Raw genomic sequence first — 22,162 nt, forward strand, 5'->3', positions numbered from 1 at the left:
TAAGCGGGAAAGGCCACCCTGCTATATTCGGAAAAAATACGATAAAAATGAAACGGATGATGATTTGGATCATACTACTAGGTGGTATGATACAGGGAGCTTTTGCTCAAAACTTGGAGATAAAAGGAATGGTGCGGGATGCTCGCAACAAGGAAATCCTGGAATTCGCGAATGTGGTATTACAAACGATGGATTCTTCCTTTGTGGCAGGCACGACTACGGATATGAAGGGCCATTTTTTATTAAATAAGATTAGAAAAGGGAGCTATATTCTATCTGTCTCTAGTTTAGGCTTTAAGACAGAGTATATTTTCTTGGAAGGCTTGTCCGAGAATACTTCTTTGGGAGAAATATCCTTACATGATGATGCGGTATCTTTAGAAGGCGTAACGGTTAGTGCCTCTGCCCAGACGAGCCATGCCGATAAAAAAGTGGTCTTCCCTTCGGATCGTCAGGTGAAGGCTTCGGGAAACGGTATGGATTTGTTGCAACAGATGATGCTGCCGAGAGTGCAGGTGGACTTGTTGAACAGCGAGATCAAGATGGCTGGAAATGGAGTCGTTCAGGTACGTATCAACGGCGTGAAGGTGGAACAGGATGAGGTCAAGGCTTTGAATCCTTCGGATATCATCCGTATAGAATATCATGATAATCCGGGTTTACGTTATGGCAATGCCGATATCGTGCTGGATTATATCGTTCGCCGTCCGGATACGGGGGGTAGCTTCGGCCTGGATATGGCGCAAGGTATCAATTCTATGTGGGGCGAACATAATGTCCGGGGAAAGATCAATCATAAGAATTCGGAATGGGGTGCTTCTTATCGGATCGGTCCTCGTGATTTTTATGGAATGAAACGGAATAATGAGGAGGAGTTTCATTTAGCGAATGGAACGACCTTGAACCGTGTGGAAGTAGGCGAACCTTCGCGCGCTCGTTTATTCATGCATAACCTGAATGTGAACTATAGCTATCAAAAGCCGGATAAGTATCTGTTTAACGCTACGTTCCGCTACCGGAATAATCACCAACCGCATTGGGATTATCAAGGGGTCTTGATGAATAAGGCGAATCCGGAGGACAAGGTGGATATGATTGACTTATCGGGATCCGCTTATCAAGCTCCTGCGCTGGATTTGTATTACCAACGGGATTTGAAGCATAATCAAATCTTGGTATTTAACGTGGTTGGAACTTACAACCAAACGAAATCTACCCGTATCTATCAAGAGAGTAAGCAAGAACAATTGTTGACCGACGTAAATAATATAGTGGATGGTGATAAATACTCGATTATCGGCGAGGCTATCTACGAGAAGAAATTAACGAACGGTAATCGGTTGAGCGGCGGTTTACGCCATAACCAATCTTTCTCGGATAACAGTTATATCAATGGGCATAACTATAAGACGCATATGGAACAGATGGAGAGTTCCGTATATGCGGAATTCAAGGGAAAGGTGAAAAAACTGGATTACTCGTTGGGTGTGACCGTGAATCGATCGTCTTATAGCCAACGGGGTGAGGATGCGGATTATGAACGTTATACGGTGAGTCCTCGGTTGACCTTGTTTTATGCTTTGCCCGGGGAATCTTCCATCCGTTTGAAATCAACGATGGGGAATGTGACTCCTTCTTTGGGTGAGTTGAGCGCTATCGACCAAGTGATCGATTCCTTGCAAATACAGCGGGGTAATCCTAATTTGAAGTCTTATATGAGTTATTATACGGAATTGAATTACGAGTTTCGCAAAGGTCTGTTTTACGTGAATGCCTTGGGTGCTTATGAGTATCAGCCGGACGCTATCATGGACGAGAAATATTTGGAAGGAAATAAGATCATCCAGACTTGGGATAATCAGAAAAACTGGCAACGGGTTGTCGCTTCCGTCAACTTGCGGGTCGGTCCGATCAAGGACATCTTGCAATTTTCTGTCAATGGTGGTATGAACCATTATATGAGTAACGGCAATACCTACACGCATCGATATACGAATTGGTGGTGCGAGGCGAATGTTTCCGCTACATGGAAGAAATGGTCGCTTTGGTATATGGTAATGACAAATTGGAACTGGTTTAAGGGCGAGACGATGAGTGGGGGTGAGAATATCCAAGGAATTCAACTCGGTTATCGGCATAAGGACTTGATGGTTGGCCTGCGTGTCATCAATCCGTTTACGGATAATTATAAGCAAGAGACGGAGAACTGGAACCAATACGCCTCTTTCCGCCGTTCGAATTATATCAAGGAAAGTTCTCGCTTATTCATCGCGACGATCTCCTATAATTTCTCCTTCGGCCGTAAGTTCAGCGCCGGCCAGAAGAAGGTGAATAACGCTGATAATGACTCCGGTGTGATGAGTACCGGTAAGTAAGGGAATATTTTATATCTTTGAGGAAAAATAAAATGAGATATGAAAGCGATTAATCCGAATGAGATCAAAGACAACTTTATCGAACTTATCGGTAAGGAATGGATGCTGGTAAGTGCCGGCGACAAGGAGAAGTTCAATATGATGACCGCCAGTTGGGGCGGCATGGGCGTTTTGTGGAACCGTCCGGTAGTGTTTGCTTTTATTCGTCCGGAGCGTTATACCCGTGAGTTTATCGACGCTAGGAATGAGTTCACGATTACTTTCCTAGGACCGGAGCACCGGAAAGCCCATAGCATTTGTGGCTCTAAATCCGGCAGGGAGATTGATAAGGTAGCCGCCACGGGATTGACACCGTTCTTTACGGAGGCTGGTAATCCTGTATTCGAAGAAGCTCGCCTTACGTTGGAATGCAAAGTGGTCTATAAGTCCGAGATCGAGGAGGCCAAGTTTTTAGATCCTAGCGTTTTCCCTCGTTGGTATGATGAGAAGAACGGTAACGCGCATCTCGTATATATCGCCGAGATCGTGAACGCTTGGGAGAAATGATATCTCCCAAGCCGTTCATCCGGTTATAATTTCACGCGGAAAGGACCTCCCACGGAGTTGAATAACAAATCCCCGTCTTCTAAGTATTGGATGATGGCGTAGGCGCCGTTTCCACGGTTGCCCTGTCCGAAGACCACCCGGTGGATAGTGGCGCCCGTATCCCAATCCAAGCCGCTTACTTCCCAGCCGTTGGCTGTTGTATAGCCGTTTACGAATACCATATTGGATATCGAGCTTACGGAAGGTATCATGCTGATCGAGCTTACGTCTGGCCGTGTCCATACTGAGTTCCATTGGTTCTTTTCCGTATCCCATTGGACTCGTTCCACTCCGTAAGGGGGTGTTACGAGCGGGCCGATGGATAATACGGCAACGATCTTATCGGCTACGGTATTCGGGATCACGTTGTTCACGACAAAAGCGCCATAGCCGGAGACTGCCACGGACTGCTCGGACTGGACCCATTCGGTTGACGAGGGCAGTCCGCAAGAAATTTCCAGTTGCCCGGCGATACGCGGATTCCCAGCATCGACGCTGACGGCGTCTTCCGGAATCTCGTCCCGCCAGAAAGCGACTAGCTTCATTCGTTTGGAGCCGTCGGTGATCACGACTAGCTTATCCTCGTCGTCGCCAAACCCCATTAAGGTAGGGGTCGACCCCGTACCGTATCCCATCTTGATGGCGGGAGCCTCGGGACCTCCGTCGTAGTGTGCCGTCCATGCCCCGTCGTTCTCGTCTTCAGACAGCTTGCCGTCTTTCCAGATATATTTGTGCATAATGCCTTTGCCCCCGGGCGTACGGCTGTTGCTGGCGATGTAGATGCCATTCTGTTCGTCGACAGAGGCCGAGTTGGTGATCACTTGATCGTCGGGAAGTAGCTTGACGACGGGAGTTTTGCTGAACTCTCGATCGATTATAGCGATACCGTTTCCTGCCGCTACCACGAGATAGCCATCGTATGTCATTACCATTCCGACCAATGTCTGAGGGTTCTCCATGTAGGGAGACATATCGATTTGTTTATCAAGGATGATGCCTGCCGCAGGATTTCCCGCCTCTTTTAGCTTATAACGGCAAATGACTGTCCGGGCATTCGTGTATGCGTAGTTGTCCTTGTCGCAAAGTACGTAATTTCCGTTGGACATGGCCATTTGCGGATAACGCCCCAAGATTTCCGTGGCGTCAGCGTATAATTGCTCTGTCGAGGTGTACTGCGTGTTCACTAGTTTCTTTAGACCCTCTTCCGAGTTCATCTGGATTCCATTGGGTAATGCCGCTTCGGCTACCCGCTTGAAACCGCCGTCTGCGATCCGGATATAAGATACCCGGTCGCTACACATTCCCCACATATAATCGGGGTCGGTGGAGGAGAGCGTCATCAGGTTGACGGGGCCGCTCCATATCCCGTCGCATTCATCCGGATTTATAGGGTAAGTGCCGCTTTTTACCGCATAGGGGAAAGCGTCTGTTTGCGCCGAGTTGAAGTGGGTGATGCTGTAATGCTCGGCTGCCAAATAGGGATTGGGAGTCGGGACGGAGATTTCCGTTACCGGAGGTTCCTCGTCATCTATCTTCGGAACATCGTTGTCGTCTGAACAAGCGGATAGGGCATAGGCCGCGAACAGGCAAAGTGCCATTCTCCATTTACTTTCTTTTTGTCGTAGTGTCATATGTCATTTGAATTAATAAGTTTTCTCCTTGAATTTCTCATCCAGAAAATCGTTTGCGGCGTACTTGAACCCGTGGGGACCGTAATCGCCGAGCGCTTGGTGCGCCAATTGCTTGTCCGGGTCTGTCACTTTCTCCAGCGGCTCGCCTTCTTCGTCTGCGTAATTCGTGGGTGTCATCCGGGCAATGGAATGTTCCCAGTCTTTGTCCGGCAAGATATTGCGATACATGATCGCAATGACATCTCCGATCGGCTTCCCGTCTATGTCTGTTTTCTCGCTATCCCAGATAAAAAGATTCCAATGACCGCCTAATTTGTTTAAAGAATCCACCTTGCTCTTTATCGCCTCTAGTCTGGAGTTCTGTTTTCGACAGATTATGAAAGAGGTTTTTTCATTCTCCTGCGTATTCGCCGCTTGGTCGTAAACGGAGTAGTAAGAACGTGTGTTAGAGGCAGCGCCGAGGCAGATCGACCAATAGCGAGCTTTGGCGTTCTCATACGCTTCCACTTTTTGAGGGATCGGCACCGGGATAAAACTGAATATCAATACCGAGTCGGCAGCGAGGCGAGTACGTGCATAGAGATAGCTGGTGGAGTTATTGGGGTAGTATTCACTGCGTGGCGCAAGAAGAAAGGGAACGTTGCGGTTGTCGTCAGACTTTTGCGTGAAGGATTTGCCCGTCACTTTGTCTATATTCGATTGAGTACGTTCCGGAGCTTCTATCTCTTCCAGAGAATGGATATCGATGCCTTTTATTACGGGTAGCTCGACACCTCCATATTCATCTTTCTCCCCGTTCATGTCCGTTCCGAGATAATGCCGGATGCAAATGGCAAGCCGATTGACACCGGCAGCCACCCTGCGAACGTTTCCCGAGGGGAGTTTTGCTACCTGCGACTCATCCATAGAAGCGGGTACGACATATAGGGTAAAGCGGTTCTCTTTCGCCGAGGTCACCACGAAAGGATTCTCGTCGGTATCGTCCGGCTGGATCTCGTAATCATTGATACCGCCGATGGCGGAGCCGGTCTCGTCATCGTAAAATGAGAAACTGAAATAGCGGGCGTGGGGGAAGTGTCCTTCGATACGTAGGGCGACATCCGGATATTCGGTCATGTTATACGTATATTCCCAATAGTTACTGAACAGATCCGGATACGCTCCCAAGATTTCGCCATCCCCTCGCAAGGTGGCGCTCCATTGCTCTTTGGGGTTGATAATTTCTTTGTTCTCTTTAGCGTCATCGGAACAAGCGGCGAAAGCCGCACATAAGAGAGCCGTGAATAAGATTGATTTCATTCTTTTTTGTTTCATGGAAAATTTCATTTATAGATGGATTGGAACGGGCAATTCCTTAGATAGGGATAGCCGTTGTTTATGCTGTTCGTATCGTCGGTGACCCAATCGTCGTTGAAGTTGAAGCCGTGGAACGTGCTCTTATCTTTCTTCTTGCTTTCCGGGAAGGAGTCGGCGCACCAGCCTTTTCCGGAATTTTCCAGATAGTACAGGTCGTGATGGTGCCAGATAGTCCCGTGGTGGGTGCCTACTACTCCGTTCCCGTATGATACCTTGCCGATATTAATGCATCGAACCACTTCCCCGTAATGGTCTACGCAGCCGAGGATTCCCCCGTTGTCTGCGTTCTGGTCGGAAGTGACAGTTCCGGTATTGTAGCAATCATGGGTCATCCAGCGCTGGTCGTCGTAATCGTTTCCCTCTTCCTGATAGCCCAAGAGTCCCCCTACGTGTGAGTCTTTGTTGCCCGAAGAGATTGTTCCCCGGTTACAACAATAAGCCAGTTCCATGTTTTCACCGATCGTGAAGCCGACCCCTCCCGGGTCTTTGCCCAGCCTTCCGGCGATACCGCCCACTTTAGATGCTCCGTTGCTTCCGGCTATCTCGCCGTGGTTGGCGCAATACATGACGGCCATGCGGGAAGCGTCTCCTTGCCCGATAATACCGCCGATGTTACCATCGTCACCAGAGTTGGTTACTTTCCCATAATTGGCGGAATAGGCGATCGTATGCTTGATGCTCTTGTCATGCCTTAGAAGCCCGACACAGCCTCCTACGACCTGTCCGCCGGTAATATCCCCTACGTTCACGGCAAACTCCAGCTTGAAGTCGGAGGGAGCGCTCTCGAACTCTATATAGCCTACGATGCCGCCAGTGAGGTTGCCGCCATCTACATTTCCGTAATTGATGATACCCTCATATGAGCCGGTCGACATGCTGAGTCGCCCTATGACACCCCCCGTGTAGATACCTTGCAGGTTCTTTACGGCAGCCGTGTTGCCCACGCAGTTCTTCACGTGGCCCCGGCTCTTGTTCCGCAGGTGTCCCACGATTCCGCCTACTTTCTCGCGACCGAATACCTTTCCGGTTACGCAAAGGTTCTCTAAGTAGGTATCTAGGGCGTATCCTACGATACCTCCCATGGAAGTCCCATTCTCCGCCTCGGCGTTTCCGTCGTTGTCTTTCGTCTTCCCGGAGCAGACCGTACCAGCGAAATCGCTCTTAAAGCTATCGGGAGATGGGATGGAGGAGAGATCTATCGCCTTCACCACGCTTCCCCGAATGGTACTCGACTCGGCAAAACCGACTAATCCCCCGATGGCATCCGCTCCTTGCACACGCATGTTCGCATCGATCTCGAAGGATTTTCCTTCCAACGTATTATTCTGTTGTTTCCCTATCACGCCTCCACCGAAATTCTCGTTGGCGGTGACATTTGCGTTGATGAGGCTAATCGACTTTGCCTGTATGTCGCCTTCCAGAAGGCCGAACATACCTCCTACGTATTTCGTACCCTCTATGGCGATATAGCCATTGTCTATTTGCACGATGCGGTTTGCCTTATCTCTCCCATTCAGAACCAAATGATTCCGACTGTTAAGATTACCGAAGAATCCGCCGATATTATCTTTTCCTTTGACCAAGGAACCTACGGTGCAGATTTGTATAGTTAGGTCAGCGGATAAATCAGTTTTTCCCATAAGCCCTCCGACCTCGTTTTGCTCCGACCGGACTGGGGCGAGTATCTTGATGTTACGCAGGGAGCTGGGTTGGCTGATTCTCGCCTCGCCAGCGATGCCTCCCGCTAGGCCGGAGCCGGAATAGATGACTCGCAGATTGACCTCTTCCTCGGAAATAGCGTGCTGGAGCGTGATATCGCTAAGTTCGCAACCGCTATTGATGATTGCTCCGGCTATGCCTCCAGCTCCTTGCGCACTTGCATTGATCGTGAAGAGGGAAGGAGAGTAGTCGTTGCGTAGGTTGGAGAAATCGTTCACTTTCAGTTGCCCGTTCTCCATAAAGCCGACGAGTCCACCTACGTATCTCTCGCCGTTTATCTCGGCGAAGAGTCGGCATCCGCTGATGGAGAGATAACCTGTAGCGTAGCCGATGAAACCGCCGATACGCTCACCGGAACCGGTGATGCTGCCGTCTACGGTGACGTTGCTGATCGATACGGAGTCTTGCGAGATACCGGCTAACGCCCCGCCATTGGACTTGATGCCTTGCATACGGGGTTTAAGGATAAGATCCTTGATCACTGCCCCGTTGTACAATTTTTTGAAAAGGCCGATCGAGTTGTCGCTTTCTTCCCGGGATCCGATGTAGGGGAGCGTGATGCTGTGACCTGTCCCATCGTAGTATCCTGCGAATCGGCATCCTGCGTAATAACGCCCCTCGTATGCGTCGCTGCGGGGTGGTGCCTCGAAATCGGCGGTTTGCCGGAAATAAAGCCCCACTCCATGTGCGATGGAGTCGCGGCTGAGGTCATACTCGAAGATATCGAAGTCCTCTTTCGAGCCGATCAGGTAAGGGTTTTCTGCCGTACCTTCTCCTTGTAGGGAAAACTCGATGGCGGAAGATATGATCCTGTGCAACATCTCATCCCGGAAGGTTACCTTTAGCTTGGTGCCTAATCCCTTGCCGTTCGAGAGGAAGGCGGTCAGGTCGTAATCGCTGTTGGGTATTTCCCGGTTTTTGGGAATATAGAGGCAGATCGAGAGAGCGTTGTCCCTATTTTCCACGGAGGCGTCATATTCCTGTACGGAATTATCCGTATGCGATTGCAAGCGGATCTTGATTAGCCGGTCTGTATCGGGAATTACCCAGATACCTTTGGTCAGCGGGAAGGTACTTAGCTTAAAATTGTTATTTTCCGTGAGCAGGGAGCCTAAATGGTTCGAGCGATATAGCTCATCGTCAGCGCAACCTGTCCAGAGAAAGGTTGACAGGACCATGGATAGCCCTAGTATATATATTGCTGTTCTTTTCATTATAAATATGTCGTGTTAATGATTAAAATCTAATTTTCTTCGTCAATAGCTTCCTCCATCTCCGAGTGGTGGGGAACCGGGAAGTGTCCGGCACTCTCCGTTACGTGCCAGCGGGAATTTGTACCGTTTATATCCCAGTTCCTATAGCTTCCGGGGTTCTTGAGCTCGTCAATGGAAAGGCCTCGTAAGTAATTGACACTGTTATCGTCTATCCCCGGATAAAGCGTATCGTAATAATAGAGATCGGAATGCTCCGGGAAATCACCGCTGCTATGTTTCATAGGATCTCCCCATCTATTTCCTACACTTAGGCAGCGCTCCATCCCGAATCGTGAGTCCCCTCGTCCGATGATTCCTCCAGTCTTGCTGGAGTTGCCTTCATAAGATCCGGCGTTGAGGCAGTCCTTGATGAGGCAATATTGTTGCAAGTGGCCCGCTATGCCTCCGACACGGTCGGAGTTGTCGGCCTTCACTTTTCCCATGTTGACGCATTGGGAGATGATGACTGCGTTATTCTGGTAATCAGTCGCTCCTTCTACAATGGCGTTCGCTCCCCCGATGATCGTGGCCATGGATCCGATGGCGGTGAGTGCGATGGCTGTCGAGGTGCCCCCTGTTACGAATCCCGAGGCTACGGCGGTGGTTGCGGCTACGCAGATACAGGCTCCGGCGATTACTTTTTGGATGATCTCCTGTATGTGCTTGCTATGCTCGATATGCTCGTAACGCTCTTCTCGCTTATGGTTGATATTGTAATTGATCGTTGCGTTATTGTCGTCCGAGGTCTCGTAAAAGGTGAGTACCTTGCCGAGATTGCCCATGTAGGCTGGGAGCGTCCCCGCATCCAGTCCGGGGGGTAACAGCCCGGCGGCTAGGCTGAAGCCTCCTCGTAGGCTTTCCATTTCGGCCTTGACGGATGTGTCGATCTCCGATACTTTCGCGTCGAGGGACGCTTGTAAGAGTTCGGTCTCCTTCTCGGTTAGCATCTCTACGATCCCTTCCCGGAGGATGACTTTGTCAGTAATCATAAGCGACCAGTCTACCCCGGTTTCCGCTATATGTAAGACGTGAACGAGTTTCCCGAAGGCTTTTCCTGCGGTCGTGGTCGCTTTCTCCAACGCTTCTCCCGTTACGGCTATCACAGGACCTAAGAGTCCCAATACGCATTCTACGCTACCCAAAACGCAACTCACGATGTTCATCGCCGACCATTCTCTCGGATCACCGATCTCGCCGACCAATCCTCCTGTCGGCCCTTTACCACCGTTTTGTATGAAACCCGTGTTGCAACAATAATTGATCATTGTATAATTACCCGCTAGTCCGATGATACCACCGGCGTAATTGGCATTTGCGTTCATGTCTCCGAAGTTTTGGGTGGCGAAGATAGCGCCCCATGTGGTCTTTCCTACCACCCCGCCGGCACTCTCGGCGTTTTGTCCATACATCTTTCCCGTGTTCAATGCGTTGTGGACTACGGCGATCGAGGAGTTGCCTACAATACCCCCTATGTATGAGTTATGGGCATGGGCAGTTACTTCCCCGGTGTTGTACACGGCATAGCATCCGAACTGCGCCTCGCCGCATATGCCGCCTACAGCCGATTCTCCTTCGACATGGCCGGTATTGCCGCATGATTTTACCAACGTGTTATTGAAAAGCAATTCATCCGACCCCAGTCGGGTACTTCCGATAAGACCTCCTACACCGGTATGCCCGCTGATGTTCCCCCGGTTGTAACTTGCGTAGATGTAAGATATTCCCGTTCCTCCGGCGATGCCTCCAGTGCCGAAGCCTCCCTGACTCTCATCCGTTCCGCTATAAGCTCTCGCTCCGGTGATGTAGCCGGTATTCAAGCATCCTAATACGAAAAGGGAATCGACCGAGCCTACCAGCCCGCCTGCTCCCGTATAGTCGGACGTTACGGTGGCGTGGTTTTCACATCGTTGCAAATAGGACTGGGAATAAAGCGATCCGACTCCGAGTAACCCGCCTATACCGTAGGCTCCGGATACGGTGGTGCTAACGTTTACGCAACTATCCAGTAAGATCATACCATAGGTGTCTACCTCGCCGACCAATCCTCCGGCTCCTACACTCCCGTCGCTTGCGGCGATGTAGCCTTCCCGGGTCGTGCAGTTGAAAAGGGAGGTTTTATCTCGGTTATCTCCGGCCGATACCGCTCCTCCTACTAATGCCCCTACGGCGAAATTGCCTTCCATCCGGGGATTCTCTATCTGGATATTTTTAAGAATCGCTTTTTCCGTATAGCCGAACAGGGCGATGCCGGCGGAGTTTTTCCGTTTGGCCCAAAGGTTCTTAATCATGTGTCCGTTGCCGTTGTAGATACCGCGGAACGGATTGTTCGGGAGATTACCGATCGATAGCCAGCCAAACTCGTGGTCACTATCCCAAGATGCTTTGTCCATGTCGATATCTGCGGTTTGCAAGAAATGGGTCTTGGGCAGTAGGAGATTATTTTTCGTTTGGTCGTTTGTCACGTTTCGGATTCGTTTCAGGTGATCGGAACTGGATACGATAAAAGGATCCTCTTCTGTCCCGCTCCCGGACAGTTTCATGGCCTTGCTGTATAGATCAAGTATTTTTGCCGTATCTATCTCCGAGATTTCTACCCGGCATCCCAACCCGTATTCGATCCAAGTCGTGTCTGCCCCGGTTTCCGGCATGATTGGGGCCATGAGGTAAAGTAGCCGGTAAATACCTTTTTTCAAGCCGGTATCGAGTGTTAAGATAGACTTGCCTTCTATGCGTATATGTTCTCCTTTGCGGGAGATGATTGTACCATCCTCGGTACTCATTGTGCAAGTGAAGTTGGAATAACGGAAATCCTCCGTCTCATCCCGTAAGGTGATGACATGCTGGTCACCTACGAATGTGTCCTCGTTTTCCGAAGGCGTGATTTTTGGATCGTTATCGTTTTGACAAGCGAACAATAAAATAGCGCATAAGCTATAGAGGTAAAACGGCCAGTTTGTTTTTCTCATGATTAAGAAGAATTTATTTTTGTGGGTCAAAGATATTTGGGATGGGAAATTCGCACAAGGAAAGGGTGGCGACAATTCTGACGGAAGCAAGCGACAAATTTGATTCTTTGCGAAAAGTGCGATGGATTCGTTCTTTTTTATTCTTTTCCAGCAATGATCTCCCGGTATCGTGAAGGAGGCATTCCATATCTTTCCCGAAAATAACGTTGGAAAGTACGTAAGGTTCCGAATCCGCTTCGCTCGGCAATTTCCTTTAACGTATCGGTGTTTCTCAGTGAAATCAGGTGTCGGGCATTCTCGAGGCGGTACATGGTGATATACTCTAATACAGTTTGATTGTTCACTTCCCGTAGTGCATTCGCTAAGGCACGTTCGTTCAATTGCAGGGCTTTGGCCAGTTCCTTGCGGTCTAAGGCCGGGTTTCGGTAAGGTTGCTCGTTGATCATGAACGTATTTAAACGCTGTATAATTTCAAGGGATACTGATTTTGCCGAGGTACTATCTGCCGGTTGTTCTTGATCGTTTTGTTCCAAAGGCAAAAAATACTGGGCCCATTTATCACGTTCCTCCAGCCGAGTGACGAGTAAGTGGTTTTTGGCATTCAATGTATGGGCATATATGATATATAAAGATAATAGAAGGGTAATAAGGGCAATGATGATAAAGGCGAATTGCAGATAACGTGTTTTTCGCAGGTTCTCTTGTTGTGTCTTCTCCACTTGGTATTGGACTTGTAATTCGTTTAGCTGGCGGGCGATCTCCTCTTTGGCGATGGAATCGTTCGCATGGATATAAGTGCGGTAAAGCCCTATACTTTGTTGGGATTGACCGCTTAATGACAATAATTCGGCTTTGGAGAGTAAATCTTGTAGATAAAAGGAGAAATAGTATTGATGTGTATTCAATAACGTATCGATATCAGCGATCGCTTCTTTGTATTTTCCTTCGTCGTATCGGAGCATATAACGTGCCTCGTAGAAATGCTCATAGGCTCGGGCGGGAAAGTCGGGGCGCATATAGGAGAGTGCCTTATTCAGGCAGTCGCTTGCTTCTCCGGTCCGGCCGGTTTTCAGTAAGCCGATAGCACGGAAAGAAAGATGAGTAACGGGATAATGTCCGCTGGGATCCTTCCAGCCTTGTCCGTTCCAGTAGTCCAGCATCTCTCCGTATAGGTCGGCAAGGGGAAGTATCTCATTGTACGCTTCTCGCTTTATGCAAGTCATCATTAACCATTCACATACACTTTGCGCCGTAGAGAATGCGTTAAGATTTTCTTGATAAGGAGGACAGGTTTCCAGACTTTCTTGCAAGGTGGCATACGCCTTCTCGTATAGGTTGAGTTTATAGAAGATCTGTCCTTGTACCCGAAGGGCCATGGCTACGCAAATCGGCAAGTCTAACTGTTTAGCTTGCGAATACATTCGTGCCGCCTCTTGTTCTGCCTTCCGGTAGGCTTGGTTTGAGAATAACCGGCTTATGAGCAAGTTGTAAGAAGCGAAATAGTAATCGTATTGCCGGGTTTCATACAGGAAGGATAAGATTGGGCGTAACTCTTTATCCAAGTCTCCGGTCGGACACTTGTTTGCGAAAGCTTGGGCATACAAGATGTAGGCGTAGCCTATATCAGCAGTGTCTTTTCGCGATTCCGCATTATGGATCACTTTTTTCCAATCTTCGAATGCTTCGCTTTCCTGGGCCTTTTTCTTCAGTATCTCAAAAGAGTCACGTTGATTGGTCTCTACACGTTGTGCTTTTATACATGAAAGCCCCATGAATAAAAGGACTATGATGGAAAGGCAATGTTTTACATATATATAATATGGCATGACGAAATGAAGTTCATGATTTCCTAATACGAATATAAGAATAATTTGTCTGGGGCAAACCCGTTGAAGTTATCCAAGCTGTTCCTTCATCATTTGCTCCATATGCGTGAGGAAATTTCGGGTAAGACATTGGCGTAAATCTTGTATGCTTCGATTCTGCGAAACGTACAGCCGGAGCTTTATAAGGATGCTTTAACTCCTCGGGATTACCGGTTACCAAGTCCGGGTCTAGTAATTTTACTTGCTTCAGATAGATCATACAGGATATGTTTTGTTGCAAACATAATGAAAATATCAATGGAATAAAAGATAATATTGTAATCGTTGTTGTTCATGCTCCGGAAACTCTTCCAATAGGGATAAATCCTCCCAGCCCTGTAATTTTCCTTTTTTCCGGATCATTTTCTCGATGATCCTAGCTTGTTTATAGCTGATATATGGGTGACTGGCCAGTTCTTTAGCTGACAGTTGGTTGACAAGTAGCTGACGGATAGCTGACAGATCTACGGAAAACCACGATTTCATCGCTTCATAGCGTTCCTCGTCGATGCCATATACTTCTCCCAGTTGTTCCACGGAATAAAAGCCTCCTAATAAGTCTCTGTATTTAATGATCCGCTTAGCAAAAACACTACCAATTCCCGGAACTTTCTTAAGGGTGGTGGTATCGGCCGAATTTAGTTCGACAACCGTTCCTTGCGGCCATTTTTCTACCTTGGGATAAGGGGGGGAATCGGACTTTGACTCCCTTCGGATGCGTTTGGATTTCCATTCGGAAGGGATTTTAGTTTCTTTCGAGTGGGATTCGTTTTCTTTCCGAATGGAATTTGAAGTTGTTTTATTCGGATAGATCCGTGTGGAATCTTGTTTGATTCCGGTGTTTGCCAATGGGACTGTTTGAATTTGGGAACGGTAAAAATCCGTCCCGATAATTGCGATCCATGCCATCGTTATCAAGGAAAGGAGTAGGGTAAGAGCTTGTCTTTCCCCCTTGGAAAAATAAAGTAAATCACGCCATTTCATAGTCTTATGTTTTGATTTGTGGAACTTCTGCCGGCAAAGGTAGAAGTTCCGTTTTTATAAGCAAGGGATTGTCGGTATTATTTACTGGTAATCCATCTCAGGACCCCTAATTCGTTCAGGAATACGATACCGATGGCGATTGGGGCCACATATTTCATAAAGAATACGTAAGCGCCGAAAAGACGGAACTTAAGAGTTCCCTCATTGGTCAACTCGGCTTTCAATACTTTTTTATCGACACGTGTACCTACGAAGATACAAGTGAGCATACCTCCCAGCGGCAGCATGATCTTAGCGGTCAGATAATCCAGCGCGTCGAAAAAGGGCAAGCCTCCGATCGTGAACCCTTTCATCACCCCGAATGAGAGTGAACTGAAAATACCTAAGAAAAAGACTCCTAAGGAAACGATCCAAGCCGCTTTCTTCCGTGTCATATGAAACTCCTCGAGAACGTAGGCCGTAGCCACCTCATGCAGGGAGATCGTGGAAGTCAGTGCCGCCATCGCCAGTAAAATATAGAAAATACAAGACCATAAGCCACTTAACGGTAATTGCCCGAATACGTTCGGTAACGTGATAAACACGAGTTCCGCACCGGCGGAAGGGGTGATACCGAAACTGAATACCGCCGGGAATATCATGATACCGGCCAATACGGCGACAAACGTATTAATGATTGTCACCTGCCAAGCGGTGGCTTGCATATCCGTATCTTTCCCGAAGTAAGAGGAATAAGTGATCAGGCAGCCCATGCCCAAACTCAATGAGAAGAACGCCTGTCCGAGTGCGCTCAAGACTACCGAGGAAGTCAATTTGCTAAAATCCGGCTTGAAAAGGAAAAGTAATCCAGCCTCAGCGTTTGGTAAGGTCACGGAACGTACGCACATTACCAATAAGATCAAGAATAGAAGCGGCATCATGATCTTAGAGGCTCGCTCGATACCTTTCTCTACACCCGAAATAATCACGAAGTGAGTCAATCCGATAAAAGTCCCCATCCAAAAGATCGGACGGAAGACATTGGAAGCGAAATCTTGAAAATCGGCCGTATAGTCTATATCCGGCTGTCCATACAAACGGCCACTTAGCGTTTGCCAAACATATTCGAGCGTCCAACCGGAGACAACCGAGTAATAACTTAAGATCAAAAACGCGGCCAAGATTCCATTGTATCCGATCCAGCACCATTTTGTACCGGGAGCCATCTTCTTGAAAGAACCCACCGTATTACTACGGGAATACCGACCGATGAAAAACTCGGTTATCATTACAGGAATACCTAGAAATATCATGAAAAGTATGTAGACCAGTAGGAATGCCGCACCTCCATTAGCTCCTAGCATATAGGGAAAGCGCCATACGCTTCCCAGTCCGACGGCGCATCCTACGGTAGCTAGTACTACGCCCAATTTACTACCGAATGTGACTCGATTGTTTGCCATATTATTTATTGTTGCTTTTATGCTTTTAATTGTTACCTATTTTCTTATTTTCGGGGACAAAAGTAATAATTTGAATTAATTTGTTCATGCAAAGTATAAATAATTTAGTGAAAGGAGTATGAAACGAGGACGTAAGAAAAAGTTAGCAATCTCATTGATGGATTATATGGGAAAACGAAGAGACATGAAACGGCAGTTAAAGAAAGAAGGGACGGCCGAGTTGTATGAGGTGGCCGTAAGGCATTTTTTAAGATTCGTGAAGAACCCGGGGTTCTGTTTGGCCGATTTGAATCGTGCGTTGGTGATAGATTTCATCACGTATCTTCAGGGAAAAGGATTGGCTACTAATACGGTAAATACGTATATCAGTAGTTTGCGGGCACTTTATAATACGGCATGCCAAGAGTCGTTGATTCCTGCGTCGTATTATCCGTTTGAGAATTTGAAACTCCGGCGTGCGATGACGGCGAGGCGTGCGATTCCCGCATCTTTGTTCCAGCAAATCGCCCAGATCAAGGTGGCGGATGACCCGCAAGTGGAATTATCGATAGATCTTTCCCTATTCAGTTTTATGGCTTGCGGGATGCCTTTTGTGGATATAGCGTACTTGACGAGGCAGAATATCCGGGGTAATGAGTTGGTATATCACCGTCATAAGACAGGACGTATGATCCGATTGGAGATAACCAGTAGTATGTGGCAGCTGATCCGGAAATACGCAGATCGGCAACGAACGACCGGATCGCCGTATTTGTTCCCGATTCTTCCGCCCAGGAATCCGGACCATTTGAGGTATAAGCGTAGCTTGGCTCGACATAATGCCCGGCTGAAACGGATCGGGCAAGCTTTACGGTTACCGAATCCGTTTACGTCGTATGTTGTTCGCCATAGCTGGGCATCGGAAGCTTTACGTTGCGATATGCCGATGGCCTTGATCAGCCAAGCGTTGGGGCATTCTTCGGAGAAGACGACTCGTTTTTATCTGGAAGAACTGGATATATCACGTTTGGCTCATGCGAACATGAAGGTGATAGGTTCTGTAAATCGGATTCTAGAGAAAAGGATGGATGGTTTGTGAACTTATTTATGGAATAAGGAGCCTCATAGAACTTATTTATGGAATAAGGTTTAGCATTAATGTTAGTGAAGAATAAACATTAAGCGGCATCTTATTGTCATTTTTATAGTATATCATAGATCATACGAAACGTATTGGAAAAACATGTACGTGTTTTTCTGAAAAGACGTACATGTTTTTTGAAAAACACGTATATGAAATCCAGTAAATAGTATCGTGTCTCTACACAGTTATCAATCAATGGCTTAAATATAGACCTGCCCAAACGAACTTATTGTATTATTTATTTTTGATATTCAAGATGAGTATATTAAAGTGTAGAAATTCTATCTTAGTTTAGAATGTGAATCACGAGGGTAGACATGGCTAGTTTTAGAGGCATATCTTCCCCTAAATCCCTTATTCAGTGGAAGGGACTTAACAATTTTAACACAAAAAAGTTGTGACAATAAAATATTTATTATGTACTTTTGTAAACTAATGAGGAGGAAGCTATAACTTTAACGCTAAAAACTCCTTATTCCATAAATAAGTTCTATGAGGCTCCTTATTCCATAAATAAGTCCACGGGCCATTCTTGCCGTTAGTTGATTTTAGGAGGTTGGGCCTTGAGGGGCAGAAGGGTGAGAAGATATTAAGATTAACAACCATAATGAATAAGAAAGAATGAAGAAGACGATTTTCATGCTATTCTTGTTGGCAGTCCCGTTTCTTTCGAGAGCGCAGGGGGTGCCGGTCGAAGGGAAAGGCTCTATGATTGGGATCAAGAGCAATATTCCTTATTGGGCTACTGCCACGTTTAATTTGGGGGCCGAGGTTTATCTCGCCCGTCATTGGACACTTGAGTTGGAGGCAGGCTTGAATCCGTTCAGCGGCAAGAACGATGATGGGAGTTATGGCCGCTCACTGAAGCATTTGCGTCTGCACCCGGAGTTGAGGTATTGGTTTTGCGAGACGTTTAACGGCCATTTCCTCGGTGTGCATACGCCGTACCTATTATATAATGTAGCCGATATCAAATGGCTGGGTACAGAGGGCGAGCGTCATCAGGGATGGGGCGCGGGAGCTGGTGTCAGTTATGGATACTCTTGGCTGCTGTCTCGCCATTGGAACTTGGAGGCCACGGTGGGCGTAGGCTATCTGTTCTTGAAGTCGGATAAGTATCCCTGTGCGAATTGCGGCCGCAAGCAAGAAGGGATCAAGAAGCATTACTTCGGGCCTACGCAGGCGGCGATCAATCTCATTTACCAATTTTAAATCGATGGAGGACTGAAAAATGAAGAATCTACAAGGATGGATGATACTTGGGATCGCCTGTTTGGCCGGTTGTGTTGGCTCTACGATTCCCGTACAGGCGCAGCAGGCGGCTACCGCCATCGTCGTGAAGGAGCGGTTGGTGGAACATGTGGGCGATCGCTTGATAATTGATATGAAACTAGCGTTGGACGAGTTGTCGCTACCTGCCAACCGGAGTTTGGTTTGTACGCCGCTGATCGAGCGGGACGATAGCGTAAGGGCTTTGCCTCCTGTGATCGTGAACGGGCGCAACCGCCAGATCCAGTACGAGCGATCCAAGCGTGATGCGATGGCGAACGAAGAGTTTGTCTTACGCCGTTACAACGGGAAGGAGCAGACGTTCGATTACCATGCCTCCATTCCTTTCGTCAAGTGGATGGAGCGTTCGGAGGTGTCGCTGGTAGCCGATTTTTGCGGTTGCGGCTGGGAGGCGTTGAGTAATGATAAGTCGCCGCTTTTCCCGATCCGAATCGCGGAGCCTGTGGTATTGCGTCCGCTTTTGGCCTACGTCACGCCGGAGGCGGAACGTGTGAAAGAGCGTGTGAAGGAAGGAAGCGCCTTCCTCGACTTCCCGGTAAACCGCACGGAGATATATCCCGAGTATCGCGACAATCCCTCGGAGTTACGTAAGATCCTCGAGACCGTGTCGTCGGTGAAGGAGGATCCTTACGCTACCATCACGGAGGTATATATCAAGGGTTTCGCATCGCCGGAAGGTACCTATAAGCATAACACTTATTTGGCCGAGCATCGCGCCAAGGCGTTGATCGAATACGTGAAGGGCCTTTACCACTTCGAGCAGGCCCGTTTCACGGTGGATTTCGAGCCGGAGGACTGGGCCGGATTGGAGAAACGGGTGGAGAACTCCTCGCTTGCGGACAAGGAGGAGCTGCTGGCCATCATCCGTGCGGACGAGCCGAAGGATTACGACCGCCGCGAGGCGAAGCTGAAGGCGTTGAACGGAGGAGCCTCGTATCGGGTACTCTTGCGTGATATTTATCCCGCCTTGCGCCATTCGGATTACGCGGTGCGCTATACGATCCGTTCGTTCACGGTGGAGGAGGCGCAAGACTTGATCTACAAGGACCCCAGGCAGTTGAGCCTGAACGAGATGTTTCAGGTGGCGCAGACGATGGAACCGGGTAGCGACGCTTACCGCGAGGTCTTCGAGATCGCTGTGCGTATGTATCCGGACGATCCGGTGTCGAATCTGAACGCCGCCCTTACGGCGATCGACGCAGGTCGCTTGGAATCGGCTCGCCGTTATTTGGCGAAGACTTCCGATTCTGCGGAGCGTACCTTGGCAGAGGCGGCCATCGCCATGCTGGAGAACCGCTTGGACGAGGCGGAGGCCCTGCTGGGCAAGCTGTCCGGTGATCCTTCCGTAGCCTCACAGGTGGAGGAGAACTTGAGGCAGATCGCTGAGAAACGGCAAGAGTAAAAATAGGAATAAGATAACAGACATAAATTTTAATATTATGAAAAAGAAAAAATGGTACGTAGCGATGGCAACGGCGCTTTTATTGGCGGCCGGTTGTTCCGATGATCTCGACAACGGGAAAAATAACACCGGGGCGGAAGAGGATGGCGAGAAGGTCTATATGACGGTGAACGTCTCTACGGTTTCGCAAGGAACGCTAACGAAAGCAGATCCTACTCCTTCTAATCCTAATTCGGGGGGAGCCGGTTGGGGCGAAGATGGTAATGGTTCTCTTGGTGAGCTTTCTGGCTCTAAAGAGGGTATGGTATATGATGTTAATATATTCTTGGTGCCAACAAAAGAAGAGGTTTTGGAGGCTAACAATCAGCTGGAGTTACTGAATACTAACAATGGTAGTAGTATACAGATCGCAGGCCAAGGTTATTATTCGAATCTGGAAGGTATTGATGCGAGTCTAGGTGGAAGTGAGCCTGGTCATGGTGACGGAAAGGTTACGATGAAAGTAACCATGAAGAATCCTCTGACACAAGATAAGAGCAATTATCAGGTATTTGCCGTTATTAATGCGGGAGGAAGGTTGACCGGTATTATTACGTTGGCAGACTTGCGCGATAGAGTTGCCGCAAACGATAGGGCATTGTGGACTCCTGCTAGTAATATGGCGGAGTACCATCATTTTGTAATGTCTACACATAAGATGATAAGTGGTGCTATTCCTTCTAACGGCAGTTCTATCGTTGAACTTTCTGCTGCGAATATGGATGAGACAAATCCGGCTCAGACAACGGTGTTCGTAGAACGTTTAGCCGCTCGTATTGATTTGGCATACTCCTCGAATTTAGATCTGACTAATATACCGGGAACTTCTCCTGTAAAGAATAAGGGTACGTTCACGTTGAAGAGGTATAAGGTAGTGAATCAGTGGAAGGGCGAGAGTTATCTTTTTAAGCAAGTTTCTCCTACGGTACAGTATAACTATGGTGCTAATGCGGTATTGCCGGCAGATGGTACCAACGATCCTGTTCGATATTTAGGTGATGAGAAATGGATATGGAGGAATAATGACACTGGTGCCGGATCGTACAATTATGTGTTAGATCCGAATATCCGGGAAAAGAAATTGCCGGAAGGGGAAAGTTCTTCTTGGGATCAATTTAAAGATTCATATGTCAATTATTTTAATCCGAGCAATTCAACTGATTTGAATAACTTGGATAAGATGGTGTCTATGCCTACTTCCGGATTAAGCTATACACAGGAAGTAAGTGGTGATAGTCGGACATATTACCCGGTTGTTTATACCAAGGAAAATACGTTGGATCTGAACTCGCAGGTACATGGCTATACTACCGGTGTAATCTTCGAGTCTGAATTTACTCCGAGTAACAACTTTAAGGTGAGTTCCTATGAAAATGGGGAGATCAAGTCTGTGAATTTGCCTAATGGTGATAAAACGTTTCTTTCCGCGGCTCATTATAATAGTAATGGTTCTGTGTCACGTCTTGTTTATAAAGATGTGAAGAGCGTTGCCGCCCGTGCGTTCAATTTGGAAAACGACAAGGCAAATTTGTTGAAAGGCTTTATGGATGGTTGGGATGGTATGACTGTGAATGTCGATGCTATGAAGAATGCGATTCAAGGTATGTCTTCCCAAAATGGATTAGAAAGTGCGTTTAAGGAATATTTGGAGAAGGCTTTGGCTGATAACGCTACTCTTGATGAGGATCTTAAACAGAAATTGACTTATGCGGCTTTTAGGAGACAAGCTGATCATCTTCCTTCTAATGTTACCCCTGTATCTCAATTCAGCTCAGAGCAGATCGGCAATTTATACCAATTCTATAATGTTTCCCTATACAAAAGCGGAAGAAGCTATCACAAGTTTTGGATCCGTCATGATGATAACGGAAACGATGGTCTGATGGGCGTGATGGAATTCTGTATCGTACGCAATAACGTGTACCAGTTGTATGTGAAAGGTATTCGCGGCTTGGGCGATCCGTTACCTTATACCCCGGGTAAGGATGATCCCGGTACGCCGGATGAGAGTGATGATGTCACCATCGACGTCACTATCTACGTGAAGGATTGGGTAAAACGTACGAACAAAGACATTATCCTATAACCCTACCCCTTCGGGGGATTCTTACGATGCCCATTCTAAGAACCTT

At 47.8% G+C, this 22,162-nt stretch carries 14 protein-coding genes; 6 read left to right on the forward strand and 8 right to left on the reverse strand.

The features are described from left to right. The first annotated feature begins 47 nt into the window (after positions 1–47). Both E5342_RS09695 and E5342_RS09700 read left to right on the forward strand, forming a co-directional pair. Entirely contained in the window at positions 48–2,375 is a 2,328-nt protein-coding gene (locus E5342_RS09695) for a TonB-dependent receptor (RefSeq protein WP_135959293.1), read from the forward strand. Positions 2,376–2,414: 39 nt separating this feature from the next. Further along, on the forward strand, positions 2,415–2,921 hold the full coding sequence (locus E5342_RS09700) for a flavin reductase family protein (protein ID WP_121736585.1): 507 nt from the start codon (positions 2,415–2,417) through the stop codon (positions 2,919–2,921). 23 nt (positions 2,922–2,944) lie between these two features. Here the strand turns inward: E5342_RS09700 and E5342_RS09705 are convergent, their stop codons facing one another. The 8 genes from E5342_RS09705 to E5342_RS09740 all read right to left on the reverse strand — a co-directional run bounded on the left by E5342_RS09705 (position 2,945) and on the right by E5342_RS09740 (position 16,176). Continuing rightward, positions 2,945–4,591 (reverse strand): hypothetical protein, encoded by a 1,647-nt coding sequence (locus tag E5342_RS09705; RefSeq protein ID WP_121736584.1) that lies wholly within the window; start codon positions 4,589–4,591, stop codon positions 2,945–2,947. 12 nt (positions 4,592–4,603) lie between these two features. Continuing rightward, positions 4,604–5,905 carry a hypothetical protein gene (locus tag E5342_RS19680; protein ID WP_168354474.1) on the reverse strand — a complete coding sequence of 434 codons (1,302 nt, stop codon included), beginning with the start codon at positions 5,903–5,905 and terminating at the stop codon, positions 4,604–4,606. Positions 5,906–5,913: 8 nt separating this feature from the next. Beyond that, positions 5,914–8,880 (reverse strand): hypothetical protein, encoded by a 2,967-nt coding sequence (locus tag E5342_RS09715; RefSeq protein ID WP_135959294.1) that lies wholly within the window; start codon positions 8,878–8,880, stop codon positions 5,914–5,916. 29 nt (positions 8,881–8,909) lie between these two features. Continuing rightward, positions 8,910–11,885 carry a hypothetical protein gene (locus tag E5342_RS09720; protein WP_121736582.1) on the reverse strand — a complete coding sequence of 992 codons (2,976 nt, stop codon included), beginning with the start codon at positions 11,883–11,885 and terminating at the stop codon, positions 8,910–8,912. A gap of 137 nt (positions 11,886–12,022) precedes the next feature. Then, positions 12,023–13,657, reverse strand: coding sequence for a helix-turn-helix domain-containing protein (locus E5342_RS09725; RefSeq protein WP_160217494.1), 1,635 nt, complete (start codon positions 13,655–13,657; stop codon positions 12,023–12,025). 67 nt (positions 13,658–13,724) lie between these two features. After that, complete coding sequence (locus E5342_RS09730; protein WP_135959295.1) at positions 13,725–13,970, reverse strand: hypothetical protein; 246 nt, start codon at positions 13,968–13,970, stop codon at positions 13,725–13,727. A 35-nt stretch (positions 13,971–14,005) separates the two neighbouring features. Then, the gene (locus E5342_RS09735; protein WP_135959296.1) at positions 14,006–14,734 is read right to left on the reverse strand and encodes a ComEA family DNA-binding protein; all 729 of its coding nucleotides are present in this window, start codon (positions 14,732–14,734) and stop codon (positions 14,006–14,008) included. A 77-nt stretch (positions 14,735–14,811) separates the two neighbouring features. Next, positions 14,812–16,176: a sodium-dependent transporter gene (locus E5342_RS09740; RefSeq protein WP_121736578.1), complete on the reverse strand. Its 1,365-nt coding sequence runs from the start codon at positions 16,174–16,176 to the stop codon at positions 14,812–14,814. Between the two features lie 118 nt (positions 16,177–16,294). Between E5342_RS09740 and E5342_RS09745 the strand changes: the two genes are divergently transcribed. The 4 genes from E5342_RS09745 to E5342_RS09760 all read left to right on the forward strand — a co-directional run bounded on the left by E5342_RS09745 (position 16,295) and on the right by E5342_RS09760 (position 22,116). Next, positions 16,295–17,254: a tyrosine-type recombinase/integrase gene (locus tag E5342_RS09745; protein ID WP_121736577.1), complete on the forward strand. Its 960-nt coding sequence runs from the start codon at positions 16,295–16,297 to the stop codon at positions 17,252–17,254. 666 nt (positions 17,255–17,920) lie between these two features. Then, positions 17,921–18,511: a DUF3575 domain-containing protein gene (locus E5342_RS09750; RefSeq protein ID WP_135959297.1), complete on the forward strand. Its 591-nt coding sequence runs from the start codon at positions 17,921–17,923 to the stop codon at positions 18,509–18,511. A gap of 19 nt (positions 18,512–18,530) precedes the next feature. Beyond that, positions 18,531–19,991 (forward strand): DUF3868 domain-containing protein, encoded by a 1,461-nt coding sequence (locus tag E5342_RS09755; RefSeq protein ID WP_135959298.1) that lies wholly within the window; start codon positions 18,531–18,533, stop codon positions 19,989–19,991. A 37-nt stretch (positions 19,992–20,028) separates the two neighbouring features. Then, positions 20,029–22,116 (forward strand): Mfa1 family fimbria major subunit, encoded by a 2,088-nt coding sequence (locus E5342_RS09760; protein WP_135959299.1) that lies wholly within the window; start codon positions 20,029–20,031, stop codon positions 22,114–22,116. The last annotated feature ends 46 nt before the right edge of the window (positions 22,117–22,162 follow it).

The organism is Parabacteroides distasonis (assembly GCF_004793765.1).
Lineage (GTDB): Bacteria > Bacteroidota > Bacteroidia > Bacteroidales > Tannerellaceae > Parabacteroides > Parabacteroides distasonis_A.